The following is a 21,058-nucleotide window of genomic DNA, read 5'->3' on the forward strand; positions in this document are numbered from 1 at the left end:
GCAAGCGCCAGGCGGTTTTTTTCAAGGAATCTCAAGTTGAACAACGATCTGGAAGCGTTTCTCGATATGGTTGCAATGAACCCACAGGATCAGGCCTTGCATCGGCTTGGTCCGGTGCAGGCACGCACGAGTTTCGAGCTGGCCACGCAGCGTCTGCGCTGGCACGCGCCGCAGGACCTGGTACTCGGTTCGCTGACCTGTACCGCACGCGATGGTGTGGCCTTGCCGTTGCGTGTGTACAAACCTGCGCAAGCCGATGGCCGGCCGCTACCGATGCTGGTGTATTTTCATGGGGGCGGTTTTGTCGTCGGCAGCCTGGATTCACATGATGGCGTATGCCGTGAGCTGTGTGCACGGTCAGGCTGCGCGGTGGTTTCGGTAGGTTATCGCCTGGCTCCCGAGCACCGCTTCCCAACGGCTTTCGAGGACGGCTGGGATGTGCTTGAGGCGCTGCCGTCGCTGGCCCGGGCACAGGGCCTGGACCTGCAACGCGTCGTCCTTGCCGGCGACAGCGTCGGCGCGACCCTGGCCACCGCCCTGGCCCTGCATGCCGCCAGGCAAGGCCAGGCTGCCGCGGTCCGGCCAATCGGGCAACTGTTGTGTTACCCGGTCACGGATGCGGGAGGTGAATACGCCTCCCGCACCCTGTTCGGGGAGGGCTACCTGCTGGAGGACGAAACGCTCGAGTGGTTCTACGACCTCTATGCACGCGAACCCCTGGACCGTCACGACTGGCGCTTCTCTCCCTTGCGGGCCGAGAGCCTGAGGGGTGTCGCGCCAGCCATCGTCTTGCTGGCCGGCCTGGATCCGCTGCTGGATGAAGGGCAAGCATACGCCGAGCGATTGCAAGCATCCGGGGTGGAGGTGGACCTCATTCTGGCGCAGGACATGACCCACGACCTGCTGCGCATGATGTCAGTGACTGCAGAGGTTTCAACCGTCTACGAGCAGTTGGTCGACCGCCTGCTTACGCTGATCGCCAAAGCCCGATAAATATGCAGCCCCGGACTGGACTGGCAGTGAGCATTGCGGTCAGTCAGGGGCATAGGGTATGCCCGCTTGCACAGGGGCGTGCTGAATCGACGGGTCAGGTGGTGTTCAAAGGAGGAGGGCAAGGCGCCAGTCACCTGTGAGCCCAGGCTCGGAGGTGGCTGGCGCAGGGCAGATCAGTTTTCGTAGCGCAGGGTAAGCGCGAAATTGCGCGGGGCGCCGTAGTAGTTGCCGGTGTCAGGGCTGAAGATGGCTGTGTAGTACTTCTCGTCAAACACGTTGTTGAGGTTCAGCTGGACGCTGACATTCTGGTTGACGCGAAAGTTGGCGTTGAGATCGACCAGGTTGTAAGCGCTCTGGGTGATGTTGTTCAGGTACAGCTTGCTCTGGTGATAGATGCTGGTACCCACCCGCCATTGGTCAAGCTCACCCGGCAGCTGATAGGTGGTAGCCGCCTTGAACAGTCGCTGAGGCGAGTTTTCGGTGCCGTAGGTGTCGCCCTTGCTGGCCCCGGCAACGTACTTGGGATGGCTGTAGGTGTAACCCATCGAGGCATTCCACCCTGGCATCAGCTCGCCCGACACTTCAGCATCGAAACCGCGGTTGCGCACCTTGGCACCTTCGGTATAGCAGCGTGCATCGCGGTTCGGTCCGCAAACACGGCCTGCCTCGGGAACAACCTGGGGCAGACCCGTCAGATCGACCTGGAACAGCGCCAGGGAGGTGTTGAGCCTGCCGTCGAACAGCTCGTTCTTCAGGCCGATCTCGTAGTTGCTACCCGTGGTGGGGGCGAGCAGCTTGTTGTCGACGCTGTAGTTGCTTTGCAGTTTGTAGATTTCGGTGTAACTGGCGTAGACCGAGGCCTGATCAGTGAGGTCATAAACGATGCCGCCGTACGGAATGACCTTGCGGTCTTCCTTGAAACGATCGGTTTCCCATGGCCCCTGGGTATCGTAATCGACCCAGCTCAAGCGGCTACCGAGGATTACGTGGAGGTCGTCGGTAGGATTGAGACGGGTAGCCGCGTAGATCCCTTTGTCCTTGCGCACATGGCGGCTTGGTGTGAGATCGCCGACAATTTCCGGTTTGGGAAACTGCGAAGAATCGAAGTCGAGTACGTCTACCTTAGGGTAGATGGCAGGCGAGCCGGTCACGTACTGCAGGCGATCGCGGCGCATGCTCGTCCCCACGACCACTTCATGCTTCTGGCCCCCCAGGTTGAATGCGCCGTTCAGCGCTGCGTCCAGGTTGATCTGCTCGTCATCGTATCTGGCGCTGTTGGGGTAGTACTGCATCATCGAGTCGCTGTCGGCGGTGTGATAGCCGACCTGTGCCAGAAAATCCGCATTGGACCAGATGAGATTGGTGGCGACGGTCAGGTTCCAGTCTTCGTTGAAGGAGTGCTTGATATCGGCGAAGACGTTGCGGTTCAGCTTGTCCAGATAGGCCCATTTGCCGGCCAGGGACGTCGAGCGGGAAAAGTCGAAGAAGCTGCCGTCCTTGTGGGTCGGCAGCCCACCCCAGTCATAGCCATTGTTGTTGTCCTGCTGCAGCGATCCACCGACGGTCAAGGTGGTCGAGTCACTCAGATCCGCTTCGCCGATTACATAGAACAGCTGGTTTTCCTTGCCAGCGTAGTCCTGGTAGCTATTGCGGTTGTTGTACATCAGTACCGTTCGACCGCGCAGGGTCCCTTCGGCATTCAACGGGCCGCCGACATCCAGCTGGGTCCGGTAGTTATCCCATGAACCTGCGCCTATCTCGGCCTTGAGCTGATAGTCCCGGGTAGGCCGCTTGCGCACCATGTTGATGGCCGCCGACGGGTTGCCCGCACCCTGCAGCAGGCCATTGGCGCCGCGCACGATCTCGACCCGATCGTACATGGCCATGTTGTTCACGGACATGACGTCCATCGAGAAGCTTTCGGTCACGCTGGTCGGCAGGCCGTCGACCTGCAGGTCGTCCACCTGGAATCCTCGCGAGTAATACAGTGGACGCTCGGTACCGAAACCCTTGACGGTATTGATCCCTGTCGCGGCCATGGCCACGTCTTCCAGGGACTGCATGTTCTGGTCGTTCATCTGTTGGCGGGTGACGACACTGACCGACTGGGGCGTCTCGCGTGGCGACAGCCCCAGCCTGGTGGCTGTGCTGGTCACACCTGTGGTGTACGAGCCCGTGTTTTCGGTAGTAGCACCCAGGGCAGCAGACTGGATGCTCGTGGCATCGAGGAGCATTGCGCTGTCGCTCTCATGTGACGCCTGCAAGGTCAAGGTGTTGTCGCGCAACTGATAGCGCAGACCACTCTCCCTGAACAGGATACGTACCGACTCATCCAGTTTGTAGCGACCGTTCAACGCACCCGAGCGCAGGTTCTGCACCGCACCAGGTTCATACAACACCTGCACGCCGGTCTGTTCCGCAAATGCCTGCAGCGCCGAGCTCATTGGCTGTGCCGGGATATTCAAGGTCAGTTGCTGATCTTGCGCCTGGGCGGCCAAGGGCAGGGCCAGGGTCAGTGCCAGTGCCGGCAGCTGTACGTTGAAAGCGCGTCGAAGGCCAAGCGCCCGGGTCAGGTGATTCAATCGAAGGTGGGTGGGCATTTCGGTGCTCGTTGTGTAAATGTTGAGTGGATAGGCTGGGCAGATCTGTTTTTATGTTGACTACGGGTATGACGCACGGCGGGTGACAAACCGGAATGCAAATATTTCGCTTTTATTGCATCAGGCGACACACGCCTCGACTACCACCTTGCCGGCCTCCATGCGCACCAGTTGGTCGGCGACATCGAAATAGCGGTCATCGTGGCTGATGACGATGATTGTCTTGCCCAGGCGCTTCAGTTCGGGCAGCAGCTCGGTGTAGAAGATGCGTCGGAATGTCGGGTCCTGGTCCGCAGCCCATTCATCGAATACCAGCACCGGGCGCTCTTCGAGCCAGGCGTTGATCAGTGCCAGTCGCTTGCGTTGCCCGGTCGAGAGGTCGGTGGTGGTAAAACTGCCGTCGCGGATGCTCACCTTGTGTGCGATTTCCAGTCTCTTGAGATAGACCTCGGCGCTTTCCGGCACCTGCTGGGCCCCTAGGAAGGGGTCGTCGAACAGGTAGTAGTCGGAAAAGATGGTGGTGAAGAGCTGGCGATAATCATCGCGATTGAGCGCGGTGATGGGTTGGTCGTTGATGCGTATCTCGCCTTTTTGCGGCGGGTACAGGCCTAGCAGCAGCTTGATCAGGGTGGTTTTGCCACAGCCGTTCTCGCCGACGATGAAAACGATATCGCCCTGGTTGATCTGCAGGTTCACCGGCCCCAGGGTAAACGGCGCATTGCCGTCGACCGGAGGGAAGGCAAAGCGCACGTCGTGCAGCTCGAGGGTGCGCAAGGCGGGCAGCTGGCTGGCCTTGTCTTCGAGCAGCAGGTGCGGCTCGGGGGAGGAGAACTGCTCGGACAGCTCGGCAATTCGGCGGAAGGCGATCTGAGCGCGGCTGACGATGGGCAAAGTCCCCACCAGGTACTCGAGCGGGCCCTTCATGTACAGCAGCACCAGCACGAATCCGCTCATCACTGCCTTGTCGCCACTCGGCCACAAGGATTGCAGGGCAAGCGCCAGGCCGATGACCACGAAGAACAGCATCGAGCCGAAGGTCTTGGCGATGACGAAGGTATTGATGGAGCGGATCTGGATGTCGCGTATCTGGTCGGCCGTGCCCTGGATGTTGCGGCTGAACATGCGCTGACGGCGAGCGCGGTGGATGCGCAGCTCCTTGGCGCCGCCGGCAATCGCGTTGTAGTGCCGTTGCAGTTCATCTTCAGCATCCCGTGCCGCGACGAACCCTCGAATACCCTTGGCCCGGGCGATGTACTGCACGACGGTACCGAGTGCAATGGCTGCCAGCATCAGCAGGAACATGGGCCAGGACAGCAGGGCCAGGTAACCCAGGCAGCCAAGGGTGACGGTCAGGGCGATCGCCAGTGGCGCGAAGGCAAAAGCGAAATCGCTGATGGTGTCCACGTCGTGTGTCAGCACCGGGATCAGTCGATGGCTGCGATAGCGCTCGATCTGTTCGATGGGGGCCGACAGCACCTTCTCGCCCAGTTCCTTGCGCAAGGCGGCGATGATGTTCTGGCCCACCCGGTTGCTACCGATGTCGGAAAACACCGAACTGGCCAGGGCCACCAGGCAAAGCCCGGCGAAACCCCATACCACGCCTTGGGTCAGGCCGGTGTCGTCGTGCAGGGCCCGGTTGATGGTGGCCAGCAGGAAGGTGATGCTGAGGCCGCCGACCATGCCCAGGATGACGGACAGCGCGACGGTATATTTGAACGGCTTGAGCAGGGCGAATAGATCCTGCACGGCGCCGCGGGAGGGCTGGGACATGTTGGGCTCCTGAGTTGTTCAGCCGACGTTGGCGAGGGGTTTGGTCAGCGCCTTGTGTGCGCTGCCGGGAAGATTCAGGGCGGCATGGAGCGCTTTCCCGATCTCTTCGCTGCGCATCGGCAGCACCGAAAGCAAGGTGTCGCTCAAGCCGTGGCTGGCCTCGCAGAAGCCCTGCAGGAACACCGGCGCCTTGAGCTGTGGGGTCGCCAACGCGCGGTAGTTACGGTCCACTTCCAGGCCATGCAGGTAGGGCAGAAGCGGCTCGAGCAGGTGCTGATGGCTTTTGCGTTCGTAGCCTGTGGCCAGGATCACGGCATCGTAGCGATGGGTCTGCTGTTGCCCGGTGGCGAGGTCGCGCAGGGTCAGTTCGATGCCACCCTCCACGTCGACCGCCGCTTCCACGTGTTGGCGGCACAGCACGGCATGACGGGGCTGACCGGTGATCTTCTGCCGGTACAGCACGGCGTAGATGCGTTCGATCAGCTCCAGGTCGACGACCGAATAGTTGGTGTTGTGGTATTCGCCAATCAACTTTTCGCGGTCTTGCGGTGCTTGCTGGAAGACCAGGTCGGTGTAGTCAGGGCCGAAGATCTCATTGACGAAAGGTGAGTCGTCGGCGGGCTTCAAGGCCGAGCCGCGCAGGATCATTTCAGCCTGTACCGACGGGAAGCTGTCGTTGAGGTCGATGAACGCCTCGGCGGCACTCTGCCCGGAACCGATGATCGCGACCCGCATCGGCTTGCCTTGGCTGCAGGCCAGGCTCTGCATGCCGCTAAGGTAGCGAGAGTGATGGAAGACGCGGGCGTCGTTGCGCAACGGCGCGAAAATGGCTGGAATCTTCGGTGAGCCACCGGTGCTGATCACCACCGAACGCGTGCGGCGGGTGCGCTGCATGCCTTGTGCATTGCGCGAGATCAGCTTGAGGTGATGAATGACCCCATTGTCCAGTTCGGGCTCTATGCGCAGCACTTCTTCGCCATACAGTGCCTGCTCGGCGAACTGCTCGGCAACCCAGCCCAGGTAGTCGTTGTACTCCAGTCGGCATGGGTAGAAGGTGCCCAGGTTGACGAAGTCGACCAGGCGGCCCTGCTGCTTGAGGTAGTTGACGAAGCTGTAGGGGCTGGTGGGGTTGCGCAGCGAAACCAGGTCCTTGAGGAACGAGATCTGCAGTTCGCTCTGCGAGGACAAGGTATCGCCATGCCAGCGATAGTGCTCCTGTTTGTCCATGAACAAGGCGTCAATGGCCTTGCCATTGCTCTGGGCAAGCTCCTGCAGGGCGATGGCAAGGGCCAGGTTGGACGGGCCGAAGCCTACGCCGATCAGGTCGTGGAGAGTTGAGGCGCTCATGTCGTTGACTCCTTGTGTGGGTGGTTGCCCAGAGGTTGGTAAAGACGCTCATCGAACAATCGCGCTCTGGGCCGCATCACCAGGGCAGTGGCGAGGGCTGGGCCAGGCGGGCTCGGCTCGTGCATCTCCGCTGTTCCTGGTGAGCGGTGAGTAGGTGTTAAACGAAGCCGCAGAGGCTGGATTTAGCCGGTCACGACGAGTCGTGCATGCGCTGCACGCAGGTGCTCGCCCAGACGGCCATGGTGTGATTGAAGGGGCGAAACACGTTGTGCGCGGACGAACGAAAGCCCCGCAGGCATGCCGCGTCAGGCGCCCGCCGGGGTTCGTGTATCGGTGACGCTGATGCCGCCAGGCGCGGCTGATCTCAGCGTTGCATCACGTCGAAGAACGCTTTCAGGAAGGCCTGCATCTGCTCCGGCGTGCCGACACTGACACGCATCCAGTCTGGCCATGCCTCGAATACCCGCCCGACTCGAATTCGGCGTTGCGCGAGTGCCTGGATCACGGGTTTGGCAGGCCGACCGAGGGCCACCATGAAACAGTTGGCCTGGGCGTCGGTGCAGCGGTAACCGGCCTTTTGCAAGGCCTCGGTAGTGTTCTGGAGAATGCGACGGTTGATGCGTTTGCGTTCGCTGACCAGATCTTCTTGCTGCAGGCTGGCGATACCGCCCATGGCGGCGGCAAGCGGCACGAAGTTGTAGCCGTTCAGGCGTTGCAGGTCGCCGAGCAACGCCGGTTTGCCGATCGCCAACCCCAGCCGGGCACCGGCCATGCCATAGAGCTTGGAGAACGTCCTCAACACCATGACGTTGTCATGGCTGACCGCCAGATCCAGGCAGGAAGGGGCGTCGGAAAAGTGGATGTACGCCTCATCGATGATTGCCAGGCTGCCTGCCGGCTTGTGGCTGACCAGGTGCTCGATGTCGGCGCGAGGCGTCAGCGTGCCGGTGGGGTTGTTCGGGTTGCACAGGTACAGCACCCCGGGCTGCGGGTCGGCGGCAAGCATGCCGCGCACGTCATGGGCGTGGCGGGCATCGAGCGGCACCTCATGCAGGGTCGCGCCGACCGCCCTGGCGCCGTTGGCCACCGAGTCATAGGTCGGCGCGGCAGTGACTACGCCGCGCTTGTCGGCGTGACGAGCCAGGGCGTATTGCAACGGCGAGCGGGAGCCGCAGAAGACCGCCACATGGTCTTCGGGCACATTGTGCTGCCGAGCGAACAGCGCAGCCAGGCGGTATTCATGCTCCGGAAAGTAACGCCCGCTCTGGCGTGTACCCAGGCTCATCGCTTCGAGTGCCGAGGGGCAGGGGCCGTATGGGCTTTCGTTGTAGTCCAGGCGGATGATGTCGTCGTCCACCGTCGGCTCGCTCGCTGCGCCCGCCGCCCAGGCGGGCATGGCGGGCGCGAGGCTGGTCAAGGTGGCTGCAGCTACGAAACGGCGTCTGCTCAAAGCGGACATGGTCACTCTCCCTGTAGGTTGTCAGTTGTGTTCCCCGTCCTCGAGCGCGCGGGCTACCCGAAAGCCCAGCCAGTCACCGCGCACGTCGGGTTCGCGCTCGTTGCGGTTGCCGGAGCGGGAGAAGATGGGCGGTTCCAGGTAGTCGTTGCCGCGGATCTGTCGGTGCGTGCAGGTGCCGCCGGTGGTCCAGGCGCTGCCGTCGGTGGGCGCGCCGACATAATCGGTATGCCAGCAGTCCTCGACCCACTCGTAGACATTGCCATGCGTGTCATACATGCCGAACGCATTGGCCGGGAAGCTGCCGACCGGCGCCGTATAGGTGAAGCCATCCCGCGGCCCGTAGGTGTTGGCATGCTTGCTGATCTGGTACTCGCCTTCCTCGTCGAAGGGGAACGGGAAGGGGCCGGTGGAGCCGGCGCGACCGGCGTATTCGCGTTCGGCCTCGCTGACCATGCGGTAAGGCTTGCCGGTCTTCTTCGCGAGCCAGCCGATGTAGCCGCGCGCTTCCTCCCAGGTCATGCAGACTGCAGGCTGGCTAGGGTCTTGCGGATAACTCGGTTTGCCGTTCTTGCACAGGCGACCCGGGCGGTCGTCGCCGTCGGGCAGTACCGTGTGGGTTTCCCTGGCATAGGCCTGCCATTGCCCGGCAGTCACATGGAAGCGACTCATGGCGAAGGCCTTGGCGAATGTCACGGTGTGCAATGGGCCTTCATCGTCCTGTTTGCCCAGTTCGTCATCGGGGGTGCCCATCACGTAGCTGCCGGCGGGCAGCACGACCATTTCCGGGCAATCCTTGCAGTCCTTGAAGACCTTGCCCGGTGCAGCCGCGTCGGCAGCGAGGGCGTCGAGCGACAGCGAGAGACAACCGAGGGTAATCAGTGAGGTCAGCCGTTTCATGGGGTTCCTTGCGGGTAGTGGGCAACGGGAGGAGGGGCCGGCTTGGCGGCTTTCTGGGCGGCTTCCCACACACGCAGGAAGTTGGCACCCCAGAGCTTGGCGATGTCTTCATCGGAATAGCCACGCTGCATCAGTTCGGCGGTGACGTTGCGGCTCTGGCTGACATTTTCCCAGCCGACCACACCGCCGCCGTCGTTGAAGTCGGAACTGATGCCGACATGGTCGATACCGATCTTCTTCACCGCGTAATCGATCGAGTCGACATAGTCGGCCAAGGTGGCCTCGGGCTCGGCGCCGAGGATGTCGTAGAAAGGTGTGAGGTATTCCCCGAACTTCTTCTCCGACCAGATCGCGAACACCGGGTCGGTGGTGGTGCCCATCTGGGTCTGGTTCTGTACGTCAGGCAAGCCATGCTTGGCACGCAAGGCGTTCATCTTCTCGATGGTCGAGCGCGAGAACGGCTTGAGGTAGTGGGAGTAGGCGACGATGTTGACCAGCCCGTCGGTGGCCTTGATGTGTGCCAGGTCCGCGTCGCTGAGGTTGCGACGAATGTCCATCAGGCCTTGCACGCCGGTGTGCGAGGCCATGACCGGTGCTCGGCTAAGCTGGGTGACCTGGGTCAGGGCCTGGCTGGACATCTGCGACACGTCGATGACCACGCCCAGGTCGTTGAGCCGGGTAATGGCGCGACGACCGATGTCGGAAAGCCCGCCCAGCGGGTCTACCGAATCGCCCAGGAAGGGCAGCGGGCGCGCCGAGTCGACCCAGCTGTTGTTGCCGACGTAGCCCGGCCCGAATACCCGCATGCCGCGCGCGGCCCAGTGGTCCAGCTTCTCGATGTCGTCGCCAAGGGGCGCGGCGTTCAGCAGGCTGATGATGATGGCGAACTTGCCTTCACTGGCCAGTCGGCGGAAGTCGGCGGGGGTGTAGGCGATGCCGGCCTGTGCAGGGAAATCCTTGGCGATGCTGGTGATGATCCGGTAGCGCACTTCCAGTTCGTTGGCCATCGCGGCCTCGAACCCTGGTGTGGGGCGGTGTGGCCAATTGGGCCCGCTCCAGAACTCCGGCCATGACCAGATCGCGATCGAAGCGCCGCTCAGGCGGCCCTTGGCGGCTTTCACCAGGTCGAACTGGGTCGGGCCGTCACGGTCCGCTTCCTCACCATCGGTGCCATAGCTCAGCGGCACGTCGAGGTGCGCATCCAGGGCAGGTATGCGCGCCTGCAGGGCGTTGGCTCGCTGTTCGATTTCCCGGCTGTAGGGGGATTTGGCAAGGTAGAACCAATACCCCCAGGCGCCTGCCGCCATCAGGAGCAGGAGCAGAAGTGCCAATGCCCATGGCCACCTGCGCGAAAACAAAGCCTGTTTCTTCATTGCGTACTCGACCGCCTGCACGACGGCCCCATGCCGTTCGAACTTGTTGGGTGAAACGAGCCGACGCCAAGAGAATTTAGCAACCCTCTAAATCGCTTCCTCAACCATTCGTTTTCGCAGCAGGAGTCTCGTCATGAGTACAGTGGATGAAAGTGTCACGTCGAAAGATCCTGGCAGGCCTGGTGGCCGCCGGTGTAGCACTGCCTGCCGGCTATTACGCACGGCAGGAGTGGGAGCGGGCCCAGGAAGCGGAGCTGAGCAGTGACGAACCTGCGGTGCCGGTCGACGACCTGCCCAACGCGCTGTTGGGTGAACGCCTGGTCGGGATCTGGGATTGGCGCCTGGTGGGCGATCACCCGGCGCTGGCCGGGCTGGCCGGGCCGCAACAGCTGTTGCTCGACGTAGGGCAGGGTGCCCGTGCCGTGCGCGGTTACCTGGGCACTGCGCCGTATGGCAACCCGGGTTTGCAGGTCTACGGGCCGTTGGCTGCCGACCGGTTGCCGACCGTGCGGCTGAAGATAATCGCCGGCTCTGGCGAAGCCTATGATTGCGATGCCGTGCTGGATGAGATTTGGGGCGACTGGAGCGAGGGCGGTGGCAGCGCGACCCTGAGTGGGCAAGTACGCCTGGCGGGGACCCAGGCAGGGCATTCCGGTGCACGGGCGGGCTTTGTCGCCGTGCGCCGACCGTTCGTGCTGGCGCGGGAGCGGCTGCCGTTCGTGGCGGCCCTGCACGAGGACCTGATTTCGCCGCAGCGTCGCTACTATCATCAGCTCTGGCATGCCAGCCGTGATCGCTGGCACCGCATCGATGAGTCTCGACGGCAGATGGTGCGTGCGCTGGGCTGGCAGGTCGGCCCATTGGGCAAGGAGCGCAACGCCCGCGGTCATGACCGCCATCGCAACGGCTCCGGCGAGGACTTTCTGTTCATGCATCGGCACATGCTGCATGGCGTGCGCGAGGTCCAGGACCTGCGCTCCTGGACAAGCCTGCCCGCGGCACGTCCCTCGATCGGGCAGGGTACCCAGGCGTTCTTCGATTACCTCGACAACCGCGACGGCTACAGCGTCCCGCCCAATTGGCAGGCAGCCGGCGATGATGCCTTCAGCCAGTGGCTGTACTACGTCAAGAGCAGTCAGGGCCTGCACGCCAACTTCCAGCTGTGGGAAGCCCAGCTGCATGATCCGCAATACCTCAGCACCCTGTGCCTGGGAGAGTTGGGTTCGCGCATCGAGTTGGGCATACACGATTGGCTGCACATGCGCTGGGCATCCCTGGGGCGAGACCCGAACTCGGATTACCCGATGCCTTACGGGCGTCGCAATTACGATTTTTCCGAACGCTGGTTCCGTGCCGAGAACGACTTCCTTGGCGATCCGTTTTCCTCCCACGCCAACCCGGTATTCTGGGCCTTCCATGGCTGGATCGACGACCGTCTGAACGACTGGTACCTGGCCCACCAGCAGGCGCACCCGGGGGAAGTGAAACCGCGGATGATCGATGGCGTTCCGTGGTTTGCCCCGGGGCGTTGGGTGCGTGTGGCCGAGCCCTGGCTGGGGCCTACCCGTGACGGTTGTGGTGCCTGGGGGCTGGGCAATGGTGGCGGCACCGGGAAACTGGACGTCGAGACCATGAAGCTTGCCTTGCAGGCCATCTTCAGCCCGGAAGAAGATGCCGATCGCCTGTCCGACAGGGTGCCGCAGCGGCCCTGGTACGCCCGCCATCTGGCACCAGGCCCGCGACGTGACGGTTTGTAGCGCGAGTGCCCGATTGAAGATTTTCAGCGCCTGTGCGATCGAGCGCCGCCCGCGCGGCGCATCGCGAGCTGCGCTCGCTCCTACGTTTGTTTAGGGCCAGTTATTCCTGAAGAGAAAGCGCGCGCCTCCTTGGTCCACCTATGAGTCGAGCCGCACAAACAAGGCGGTCGCGTGCTCTGGCACAGCTAATACTGGCCCGGAACAGATGTAGGAGCGAGCGTAGCTCGCGATGCGCCGCGCGGGCGGCGCTCGGTCTCAAAGGCGCTGAAGACGTTGTGTTGAGCTACCTCGCCGTCATCAGCGTGTCCGACGCTGACCAGCCGCCGCCCAGTGCCTTGTAAAGGGCAACACTGGCCTGCAGGCGCGCCTCGCGCAGGCGTACCCGTTCGGACTGTGCGGTGAACAGGCTGCGTTGCGCCTCCAGCACGCTGAGCAGGTCTTCGGCGCCGGCCCGATAGCGGTTCTCGGCCAGATCGAAGGCCCGCTGGGCCTGGGCAAGCTCTTCATTCTGCCAGCGTGTCTGGCGGTCCAGGCCATCGACGCTGTTCAATGCCTTCTCGACTTCGCCGAAGCTGGTGACCAGCACGCTGCGATAGGCTTCGAGCAGCTCGTCCTGGCGAGCGATGGCGCGATCACGCTCGGCGCGCAAGGCGCCATTGTTGAAGATCGGGGCTGTCAGACCGGCACCGAGGTTGAACGCCGGATTGTGCAGCAGGTCGATGGCCTTTCTGTCGCCCGTGGCCAGGCTGGCCGTCAGGCTCACCGTGGGGAACAGTGCCGCCCGAGCAACGCTGACATCCGCCTGGGCCGCCGCCAGGCGCGCCTCTGCGCCGGCGATGTCCGGGCGGCGGGTTAGCAGTTGGCTGGGGATGCCGGCGGCAATGCTCGGGCCGCTCAGTTGATCGAAAGGCTGATCGGCAAGCGCGAGTGCCTGTACCGGCACTCCCAGCAGGGTTGCCAGGGTGATCTGCGCATCCCGGGCTGCTTGCTGGTAGAGCGGTAACTGGCGTTGCTGATTGGCCACAAGGCTTTCTTGCTGGGCCAGTTCCAGGGCTGTCGACGACCCCGCCTGGAAGCGCGAGCGCACCAGGTTGAGGACTTTTTCGGCGTTTTCCAGGTTGAGCGTGGCGATGCGTGCCTGCTCGCGAGCGGCGAGGGCGCTCAGATAGGTATCGGCAACACTGCTCGTCAGGCTCAGTTCGAGCGTGTCACGATCAAGTGCAGTGGCTTGCAGGCCAAGACGGGCACTGTCACGCGCGGCGGCGTTCTTGCCCCAGAAGTCCAGCTCGTAGCTGGCCGTCAGGGCAGTGTTGAAGTAGCGGTAGGTCCGTGTGCTGCTTGAGGTGTCCTGTTCGCTGTAGCCCTGGCCTCGCAGCAAGCGCTGCTGATAGGCGTCGGCGCTGGCGTCCAGGCGCGGCAACAAGGGGCCGCCGGCAATGCGCAGGTCGGCCCGTGCCTGCCTGACCCTGGCCATGGCGGCGCGCAGGTCATGGCTGCCTTGGCGCGCCTGCTCGATCAGCTGGCTCAGTTGAGCGCTGTTGAAGGTTGTCCACCATTGCGCCGAGGCAGCCGTGCCGCCAGTGGGGCCTTGCCAGCTAACGGGCGCAACGATGCCGCTGTCCAGAGGGGCAGACGTGTGGCTGCAAGCGCCAAGCAGGGTCAGCAGCGGCAGCATGTAAAGCGGGGTTCTGGTCATGGTCATTCACTGGTCAGGGCGGCGACAGGGTCGAGGGCGGCAGCCTTGCGCGCGGGCATGAAGCCGAAGATGACGCCGGTGGCTACCGAGCAGGCGAAGGCACCCACTATCGCCAGGGCGGAAAACGCCACGGCCACCTGGGCCAGGCTGAGTACCACGCCGATCAGCAGTGCCAGGCACACGCCGATAAGGCCACCGGTCAACGAAAGCACCACGGCCTCGGTCAGAAACTGGCGCAGGATGTCGCGTTGTCGGGCACCGGTGGCAATGCGGATGCCGATCTCGCGGGTGCGTTCGCGGACGGTCATCAGCATCACGTTCATCACGCCGATCCCGCCGACCAGCAGCGAAATGGCGGCAATGGCGCCAAGCATCAGGGACAGCCCGTTGCGCGTCGCAGCTTCGGCCTGGATCATCGCCGCGCTGTTGTCGATCTCGAAGTCTTCGATGCCATCGTGCAGGCTCAGCATCAGTTGGCGTATCGCCCGTTCGGCTTCATGCACCTGGGTACTGTCGGCGGCGCCGATGATCACGTATTCGGGGTGTTGCGTGCCGGACAGGCGGATGGATGCCGCTGAGTACGGGACGGCGATACGCAGGTCGTTGCGCTGGTTGGCGCCGCTGGAGCCTTTGCTGGCCAGCACTCCGATCACCTGGAAAGGCACGTTCTCGATGAGGATGTACTGGCCGATCGGGTCCTGGCCGTCGACGAACAGCTTCTTGCGTACTTCCGAGCCGATCACGGCCACGGCCGCAGCCGTTGCCAGGTCGTTGTCGGTAAAGAAGCTGCCTTCGCTGACGGGCCAGCTCATCAGGGTCGGGAACACCGGCGTATAGCCGCCGATGGTCGACTCCAAGTCGCGATTGCCGAAGCGCACCTGCACCTCAACCGTCATGGCGGGCATGATGGACTTCACCTGGGGCAGCTCGGCCAGCGCCTGCACATCGCTGAGGCGAATATCGCCGGGCGGGGCGCGCGGTGCTGGAGGGGCACCGTTCATGAAGATGATGTTCGAGCCGAACGCGCCCATCTGGGCCATGACCTGACGCTTGCTGCCTTCGCCCACCGCCAGCATCACCACCACCGACGCGACGCCGATGATGATCCCCAGCAGGGTCAGCGCGGTGCGTGTGCGGTTGCTCCACATGACCCGCCAGGCGGCCTGAAGGGCGTCGCGGGTTTCGCCCAGCCAGGGGCTGCTGTGGTTGTCGGCGCGGACCAGGCGCCGGGCCAGATCTTCGGCTTGCAGCGCCCCCGGGCGAGCCTGTGGCGGCGCCTGGTCGGCGCCGCTGTCGCTGGTCACTTCACCGTCGCGGATCTCGATGATGCGATGCGCGCGAGCGGCGACATCGCGGTCGTGGGTAATCAGGATCACCACATGGCCTTGCTCGGCCAGCTCATCCAGCAGGCGCATGACCTCGGTGCCACTGTGGCTGTCCAGCGCGCCGGTGGGCTCATCCGCAAGGATGATGTGACCGCCGTTCATCAACGCCCGGGCGATGGATACCCGTTGTTGCTGGCCGCCGGAAAGCTGGCGCGGGCGATTGCCGGTGCGTTCTCCCAGGCCAAGGCGTTGCAACAGGGCCTGGGCCCTTTCTGCGCGCGGTGCCGCGGTGGTCCCGGCGTAGATCGCCGGCATCTCCACGTTCTCCTGCGCCGAGGCGGAGGGGATCAGGTGATAGCCCTGAAACACGAACCCGAACGCTTCGCGGCGCAACCAGGCCAGTTCGTCATTGTTCAGGCCGGCAACATCCTGGCCGGCGAAGCGATACTGCCCGGCGCTGGGGCGGTCGAGGCAACCGAGGATGTTCATCAGGGTCGACTTGCCGGAGCCCGAGGTGCCGACGATGGCGATGAACTCCCCGGCATGGATCTTAAGGTCGATGCCACGCAACACATCGACCTGGGGGCTGTCGCCGCCACCGTAGGATTTACGGATGCCGACCAGTTCTATCAGCGCAGTGCTCATGTCAGCCCTCGCCGCCGACAGGGCCGATCAGCAGCTTGTCACCTTCATCAAGCCCGTCGAGGATCTGCACGCGCAGGCGGTCGCTGAGCCCGGTGCGTACCTGGCGCGTCTGCACGTCGCCCTTGCCGGTCAGCACGTGGGCAGTCTGCAGCGCCTCACCCTTGCCGCGCCCCTGAAGCGCGGCGATGGGCACGGTCAACACATCCTTGGCGGCGCCGGCGACGAAGAACACCTGTGCGGTCATGTCGGCCATCAACGCATTGTCATCGTTGTCGACGTCGAGCAGCACGGTGTACAGCACCACGCGGCCGGTCCCGCTGCCGCTTGCGCCGCCGGCGGCAACCGGGCTGCCGCCGCCCTGGCTGAGCTGGTCCAGCGGCTTGGGCGGAATCGGCAATATTTGCCTGACGGTGCCGGTCCAGCGCCTGCCGCCACTGCCCAGGGTGGTGAAGTAGGCCTGCATGCCGGTCTTGACCTGGCCGATATCAGCTTCCGAGACCTCGGCCCAGACCGTCATCGGCGACAGCTTGGCGATCCGCAGGATCAGCGGGGTGCGCTGTTGCGCGTTCAAGGTCTGCCCTTCACGTGCATCGACAGCCACCACCGTGCCGCCGATCGGGGCATAGATGCGCGTGTAGCCAAGCTCGGCCTCTGCGCTGCGCAACGTGGCCTGCGCCTGGAGGATCTGCGCCTCATACATGTCGATGCGCGCCTGGGTCGTCAGCACCTTGGCCTGGGCCGTCTGCACATCCTCTTCGCGGGTGGCGCCGTCGGTGGCCATCCGCTGCTGGCGGCGCAACTGCTGCTCGGCCAGGACATGTTCGGCGCGCTGCTCCTTGACCTGCGCTTTCAGGGTCTGGATGGCATAGCGCTCGGCATCCAGCCGGGCCTGTTGCGTGGCGGGGTCGATTTCCACCAGCAACTGCCCTTGCTTGACGGTATCGCCTACCTCGACGTGCAAGGTACGGATCTGCCCGGAGGCCTGCGCGCCGACATCGACATACTGGCGGGGCTGCAGGGTGCCCAGCGCGGTGACGCTGGCTTCGATATTGCCACGGCTGACGCTGACGAAAGGCCGCGGATCGGTCTCACCGGGCAACAATTGCCAGGTAGCGAATGCGGCCACCGGGATCAGGCACAGCGCGAGGGTTACGGCGCGACGGGTAAGGCGTTGAGGAATCATGCAGTATTCCGACCATGAGAGGGCCGCTGTCACCAGGGAGCAGCTAGGGAGGCTGCCGATTAAACGAAAGCGACAAGGACGGATTTAGCGGGAAACGCTGGTTGCGGGCGGGGGAAATGTAACAACGTCTTTAAACTGGATGAGAATTATTATAGTTTAAGCGCCTGCAATGCCACTACTTGGCCTGCATCAGGTTTCTATCATCATCGGAAAACAGGGAAAGCGCTTCGATGCCGTCTTCGGGTGTGCTGCTCGAGCATTACTACCGTGAACTGGTCGGGTACCTTCGGTCGCGTCTCGGCAGCCGCCATGCTGCCGAAGATATCGCTCAGGAAGCCTACCTGCGGATACTCGAGCGGTGTGACGACACGCAGATCTCCCATCCGCGCGCTTTCCTTTATCGCACGGCCCTGAACCTGATTACCGATGGCCATCGGCGTAGCAAGGTGCGTCGCGCCGAGCCTCTGGAAATACTGGAAACCGACGAGCGATTCTTCGTCACGCCCGTGCACGGCGTCTGTCGCCAGGAAGAGCGCCTGGAGTTGCTGCAACGTGCGGTGGGGCAATTGAGCGAAACCTGTCGGGAATGCTTTTTGCTGCGCAAGCTCGAAGGCCTGTCCCATGGTGAGATTGCCACGCGGCTGGGCCTGTCCAAGGCCATGGTGGAAAAGCACATCGTCAACGCCATGAAACATTGCCGTCTGCGCATGCGTGAGTGGGCCGAAAACTGAGCACCCGGCTGCGTGGCCCACGTTTCGATAGCTTCAGTTGCCTGACGATGTACCGAATGTCAGGGCACCCTTCATCATGGTCGCGTGGAAAGGGTAGGAGCAGAAGAACTCGTACGCCTGGCCTGCCTGCAGCACGCGGGTGTCAAAGGTGACCGAATCCTTTTCGCCGCCGCCGATCAGCCGGGTATGGGCGAGCACGCGCTTGTCTCCCGGCTGGATGTAGTTGTTGGCTTCACCGGCCGCGGCGCCATCGGTGGTCACGGCTTTGATGTCTTCCTTTTTGGCCAGCACCCAGTTGTGCCCCATGATGTTCCTGGGCATCGTGCCCGTGTGTTGCAGGTTCACCGTGAAGCGTTGGCAGGCCTGCGGGACGCTGATCGTCTTCAGGTTGTAGGTCATCTGGTCGGTACTTTGAATATCCACCGAGCAGGACTCGGCGGACCACGCGACGCTGGACAGGGTCAGGGCGAAAAAGGCTAGGGCAGGGCGAAACATCTGGGTACTCCGAATAGGTATGAGGCGATGCCTTGGGGCATGCGCCTTTTTTATACGAAGCCCGAGTGTCTGGGTTTAGGGCGTGCGGTTCGCCGCCCGGCTTGAAGGCAAATGCAAATTCCGTCAGTCAATCACTTGATTTATGCGGGTTTCCCGACTTCTATCAAAGAAGACCCCTGCCAGGCATGGCCTTGGCAGTAGCCGTTACTGGCGCAGTATGGTCATGGAGCGTACCCATTACCCAACTGCCCAGGTCCCACCATGGCAAACAAGACCCTGCGCATCCTCATCGCCGACGCACACCCGTGCCAGCGCCTGCAGCTGGAGCGGTTGCTCAATGGCCTGGGCTATTACCGGATCGCCCCCGTGGAGAGCTTCGAGGAGCTGCAGCGCCTGGTGCATTGCGCCTTGCAGCCCTTTCATCTGCTGCTGGGCAATATCGAGCTGGCCAATCATGCCGGGGTGGACCTGGCGCGCTTCTGTCGCGTCAGCACGCAGATCCAGCACGCCCTGCTTTACCACTCCAGCCAGTTGAAAGTGCCTTCAGTGCCGCAGACCGAACGCCAGGCGGTCAGCCTGAGCCTGCCGCAGGTGCCTGATAACGAGGCGCTGGAGTCGTTCATGGCGATCATCGACGCGCCACTGCTGGTCGGCAAGCTGCCGCTGCCGGGCAACATGGCGGCTGCTGCGGTGCGGCCACGGCCGCGGGCCAACTTCGCGCACACGGTGTTCAACCGCTAGCGGCGCAGCGGGCAGGGCAACGGGGCAGCTATTTGTTATCCTCTTGCCCTTTGCCGATTTGCGGACCCTGCCATGACTGCCATCGATACCGCTCGCCCGCCCCGGTTCAGCCGCGGCGATCACCGGACCCTGGGCCTGGCGGCACTGGGCGGCGCGCTGGAAATCTACGACTTCATCATTTTCGTGTTCTTTGCGCTGACCCTCAGCCAGCTGTTCTTCCCGCCCGAAATGCCCGAATGGCTGCGCCTGCTGCAAAGCTTCGGCATCTTCGTCACCGGTTACCTGGCGCGGCCGCTGGGCGGCATCCTGATGGCGCACTTTGCGGACCACCTGGGGCGTAAACGGGTATTCAGCCTGAGCATCCTGATGATGGCCCTGCCGTGCCTGCTGATCGGCGTGATGCCGACCTATGCCGACATCGGTTACGCCGCCCCGCTGATTCTGCTGGCGCTGCGTATCTTCCAGGGTGCGGCAGTGGGGGGCGAGGTGCCGAGTGCCTGGACGTTCGTTGCCGAGCACGCGCCGGCCGGCCGACGCGGTTATGCCCTGGGCTTCCTGCAGGCCGGCCTGACCTTCGGCTACCTGCTGGGCGCGCTGACCGCGACCTTGCTGGCGCAGGTATTCACACCGCAGGAGATTCTCGATTACGCCTGGCGTTACCCGTTCCTGTTGGGTGGGGTGTTTGGCGTGATTGGCGTGTGGCTGCGGCGCTGGCTGAGCGAAACTCCGGTGTTTCTCGCCTTGCGCGCACGTCAGGAACAGCCGGTGAAGTTCCCGCTGCGACGGGTATTGGGCGAACACCGCCGGGCGCTGATCCCGGCGGCGCTGCTGACCTGCGTGTTGACCTCTGCCGTGGTGGTGCTGGTGGTGATCACCCCGACGGTGATGCAGCAGCGCTTCGGCATGAGCGCCGGGCACACCTTTGCCCTCAGCAGTGTGGGCATAGTCTTCCTCAATATCGGCTGCGTACTCGCTGGCTTGCTGGTTGACCGCGTGGGCGCCTGGCGGGCGCTGATGCTCTACAGCGTGCTGCTGCCGCTGGGCATCGGTGCGTTGTACGCCAGCCTGAACGGGCAGTGGGGCATGACCTGGCTGGCCTACGCGCTGGCGGGGTTGAGCTGCGGCGTGGTCGGGGTGGTGCCGTCGGTGATGGTCGGGTTGTTCCCGGCCGAAATCCGGGTGTCGGGCATTTCCTTTACCTACAACGTGGCCTACGCACTGTGGGCCAGCACCACGCCGCTGGCGCTGATTGCGCTGATGCCGTGGAGCCCGTGGGTGTGTGTCGGGTTTTGTCTGATCATGGGGACGGGTGGCTTGCTGACGGCCCTGTATTTCGGGCGCCGTGAGCCATTGGCGTTTGCGGCGGAGCCGGTGCCGATCATGTGTGGTGACAAATGAGGCGGTAACGGTTTTGAGGTATTGAGGCAGACTTCGAGGGCATTGAGTCTTTCAAGGAGCTTGAAATGAAATGTCCCCTATGTGGAGGTGCGGAGCTAGAAGCGCAGTCTCAAGGCATGCCTTATCAATATAAAGGTGAGTCGACTGTCATTCCCGATGTGATTGGCGATTACTGTTCTGCTTGTGGTGAGGCAATTTTGACTCATGACGAAGCTGTGCGCATCAGCGCTCTGATGTCGGCATTCGAACGGCAAGTCGATGATGTAGGTGTGTGATGTAGTTTGCTCAAGCCTGCTTTTTTATGTCTCTAGATTTTCCGGGCCTGTGAGATCAAGCGCCGCCCGCGCGGCGCATCGCGAGCTGCGCTCGCTCCTACGTTTGTCTCGGGCCAGTGATGCCTGTGGCAGGCGCGCGCGACCGCCTTGTTCATACGACGCAAATTCGAGCCATGCACCAAGGCATTCGCGCGCAAATTCTCCGGGAATAATTGGCCCGAAATAAACGTAGCTCGCGATGCGCCGCGCGGGCGGCGCTCGATGTATGCCCTCCTACAATTCTCAACCTAGGTACCCGCAGCCCCCAAATTCAGTGAAGAACCTTTTATCGTGTGCGGTGCTGCCCATTCAGTTGAAGCAAAAAGCCCCCGGC

At 63.1% G+C, this 21,058-nt stretch carries 16 protein-coding genes; 6 read left to right on the forward strand and 10 right to left on the reverse strand.

Annotation, left to right across the window (positions count from 1 at the left end; all coding sequences use genetic code 11):
- The first annotated feature begins 66 nt into the window (after positions 1 to 66).
- Complete coding sequence (locus ABOC32_RS11885; protein WP_426811594.1) at positions 67 to 993, forward strand: alpha/beta hydrolase; 927 nt, start codon at positions 67 to 69, stop codon at positions 991 to 993.
- A 173-nt stretch (positions 994 to 1,166) separates the two neighbouring features.
- Here the strand turns inward: ABOC32_RS11885 and ABOC32_RS11890 are convergent, their stop codons facing one another.
- From ABOC32_RS11890 to ABOC32_RS11915, 6 genes are all read right to left on the reverse strand, one after another.
- The gene (locus ABOC32_RS11890; protein WP_426811138.1) at positions 1,167 to 3,593 is read right to left on the reverse strand and encodes a TonB-dependent siderophore receptor; all 2,427 of its coding nucleotides are present in this window, start codon (positions 3,591 to 3,593) and stop codon (positions 1,167 to 1,169) included.
- A gap of 120 nt (positions 3,594 to 3,713) precedes the next feature.
- Entirely contained in the window at positions 3,714 to 5,363 is a 1,650-nt protein-coding gene (locus ABOC32_RS11895; RefSeq protein ID WP_426811139.1) for a cyclic peptide export ABC transporter, read from the reverse strand.
- An 18-nt stretch (positions 5,364 to 5,381) separates the two neighbouring features.
- Positions 5,382 to 6,710: a lysine N(6)-hydroxylase/L-ornithine N(5)-oxygenase family protein gene (locus ABOC32_RS11900; protein WP_426811140.1), complete on the reverse strand. Its 1,329-nt coding sequence runs from the start codon at positions 6,708 to 6,710 to the stop codon at positions 5,382 to 5,384.
- 364 nt (positions 6,711 to 7,074) lie between these two features.
- Positions 7,075 to 8,169 carry an aminotransferase class I/II-fold pyridoxal phosphate-dependent enzyme gene (locus ABOC32_RS11905; RefSeq protein ID WP_426811141.1) on the reverse strand — a complete coding sequence of 365 codons (1,095 nt, stop codon included), beginning with the start codon at positions 8,167 to 8,169 and terminating at the stop codon, positions 7,075 to 7,077.
- 21 nt (positions 8,170 to 8,190) lie between these two features.
- Positions 8,191 to 9,066, reverse strand: coding sequence for a formylglycine-generating enzyme family protein (locus ABOC32_RS11910; protein ID WP_426811142.1), 876 nt, complete (start codon positions 9,064 to 9,066; stop codon positions 8,191 to 8,193).
- Positions 9,063 to 10,439 (reverse strand): dipeptidase, encoded by a 1,377-nt coding sequence (locus tag ABOC32_RS11915; RefSeq protein WP_426811143.1) that lies wholly within the window; start codon positions 10,437 to 10,439, stop codon positions 9,063 to 9,065. Before ABOC32_RS11915 ends, ABOC32_RS11910 begins: the two co-directional genes overlap by 4 nt.
- Before the next feature lie 146 nt (positions 10,440 to 10,585).
- Between ABOC32_RS11915 and ABOC32_RS11920 the strand changes: the two genes are divergently transcribed.
- Positions 10,586 to 12,196 carry a PvdJ/PvdD/PvdP-like protein gene (locus ABOC32_RS11920; RefSeq protein ID WP_426811144.1) on the forward strand — a complete coding sequence of 537 codons (1,611 nt, stop codon included), beginning with the start codon at positions 10,586 to 10,588 and terminating at the stop codon, positions 12,194 to 12,196.
- A 283-nt stretch (positions 12,197 to 12,479) separates the two neighbouring features.
- On the opposite strand, the gene ABOC32_RS11925 is transcribed toward ABOC32_RS11920, so the two are convergent.
- Genes ABOC32_RS11925 through ABOC32_RS11935 form a run of 3 tightly spaced genes read right to left on the reverse strand, consistent with a single transcriptional unit; the run spans position 12,480 to position 17,045 of the window.
- The gene (locus tag ABOC32_RS11925) at positions 12,480 to 13,898 is read right to left on the reverse strand and encodes an efflux transporter outer membrane subunit (RefSeq protein WP_426811145.1); all 1,419 of its coding nucleotides are present in this window, start codon (positions 13,896 to 13,898) and stop codon (positions 12,480 to 12,482) included.
- Entirely contained in the window at positions 13,895 to 15,862 is a 1,968-nt protein-coding gene (locus tag ABOC32_RS11930; protein ID WP_426811146.1) for a MacB family efflux pump subunit, read from the reverse strand. The genes ABOC32_RS11925 and ABOC32_RS11930 overlap by 4 nt, the downstream gene beginning before the upstream one ends.
- Before the next feature lies 1 nt (position 15,863).
- Positions 15,864 to 17,045: an efflux RND transporter periplasmic adaptor subunit gene (locus ABOC32_RS11935; RefSeq protein WP_426811147.1), complete on the reverse strand. Its 1,182-nt coding sequence runs from the start codon at positions 17,043 to 17,045 to the stop codon at positions 15,864 to 15,866.
- A 230-nt stretch (positions 17,046 to 17,275) separates the two neighbouring features.
- Between ABOC32_RS11935 and ABOC32_RS11940 the strand changes: the two genes are divergently transcribed.
- On the forward strand, positions 17,276 to 17,776 hold the full coding sequence (locus ABOC32_RS11940) for a sigma-70 family RNA polymerase sigma factor (protein ID WP_426811148.1): 501 nt from the start codon (positions 17,276 to 17,278) through the stop codon (positions 17,774 to 17,776).
- A gap of 33 nt (positions 17,777 to 17,809) precedes the next feature.
- On the opposite strand, the gene azu is transcribed toward ABOC32_RS11940, so the two are convergent.
- Complete coding sequence (gene azu, locus ABOC32_RS11945) at positions 17,810 to 18,271, reverse strand: azurin (protein WP_426811149.1); 462 nt, start codon at positions 18,269 to 18,271, stop codon at positions 17,810 to 17,812.
- Positions 18,272 to 18,532: 261 nt separating this feature from the next.
- On the opposite strand from azu, the gene ABOC32_RS11950 reads away from it, so the two are divergent.
- The 3 genes from ABOC32_RS11950 (at position 18,533) to ABOC32_RS11960 (ending at position 20,685) form a co-directional block, all read left to right on the forward strand.
- Positions 18,533 to 19,012 (forward strand): histidine kinase, encoded by a 480-nt coding sequence (locus tag ABOC32_RS11950; RefSeq protein ID WP_426811150.1) that lies wholly within the window; start codon positions 18,533 to 18,535, stop codon positions 19,010 to 19,012.
- 72 nt (positions 19,013 to 19,084) lie between these two features.
- The gene (locus ABOC32_RS11955) at positions 19,085 to 20,410 is read left to right on the forward strand and encodes an MFS transporter (RefSeq protein WP_426811151.1); all 1,326 of its coding nucleotides are present in this window, start codon (positions 19,085 to 19,087) and stop codon (positions 20,408 to 20,410) included.
- 65 nt (positions 20,411 to 20,475) lie between these two features.
- Entirely contained in the window at positions 20,476 to 20,685 is a 210-nt protein-coding gene (locus tag ABOC32_RS11960; protein ID WP_426811152.1) for a type II toxin-antitoxin system MqsA family antitoxin, read from the forward strand.
- The last annotated feature ends 373 nt before the right edge of the window (positions 20,686 to 21,058 follow it).

The organism is Pseudomonas sp. WOUb67, from assembly GCF_050058005.1.
Classification (GTDB): domain Bacteria; phylum Pseudomonadota; class Gammaproteobacteria; order Pseudomonadales; family Pseudomonadaceae; genus Aquipseudomonas; species Aquipseudomonas putida_R.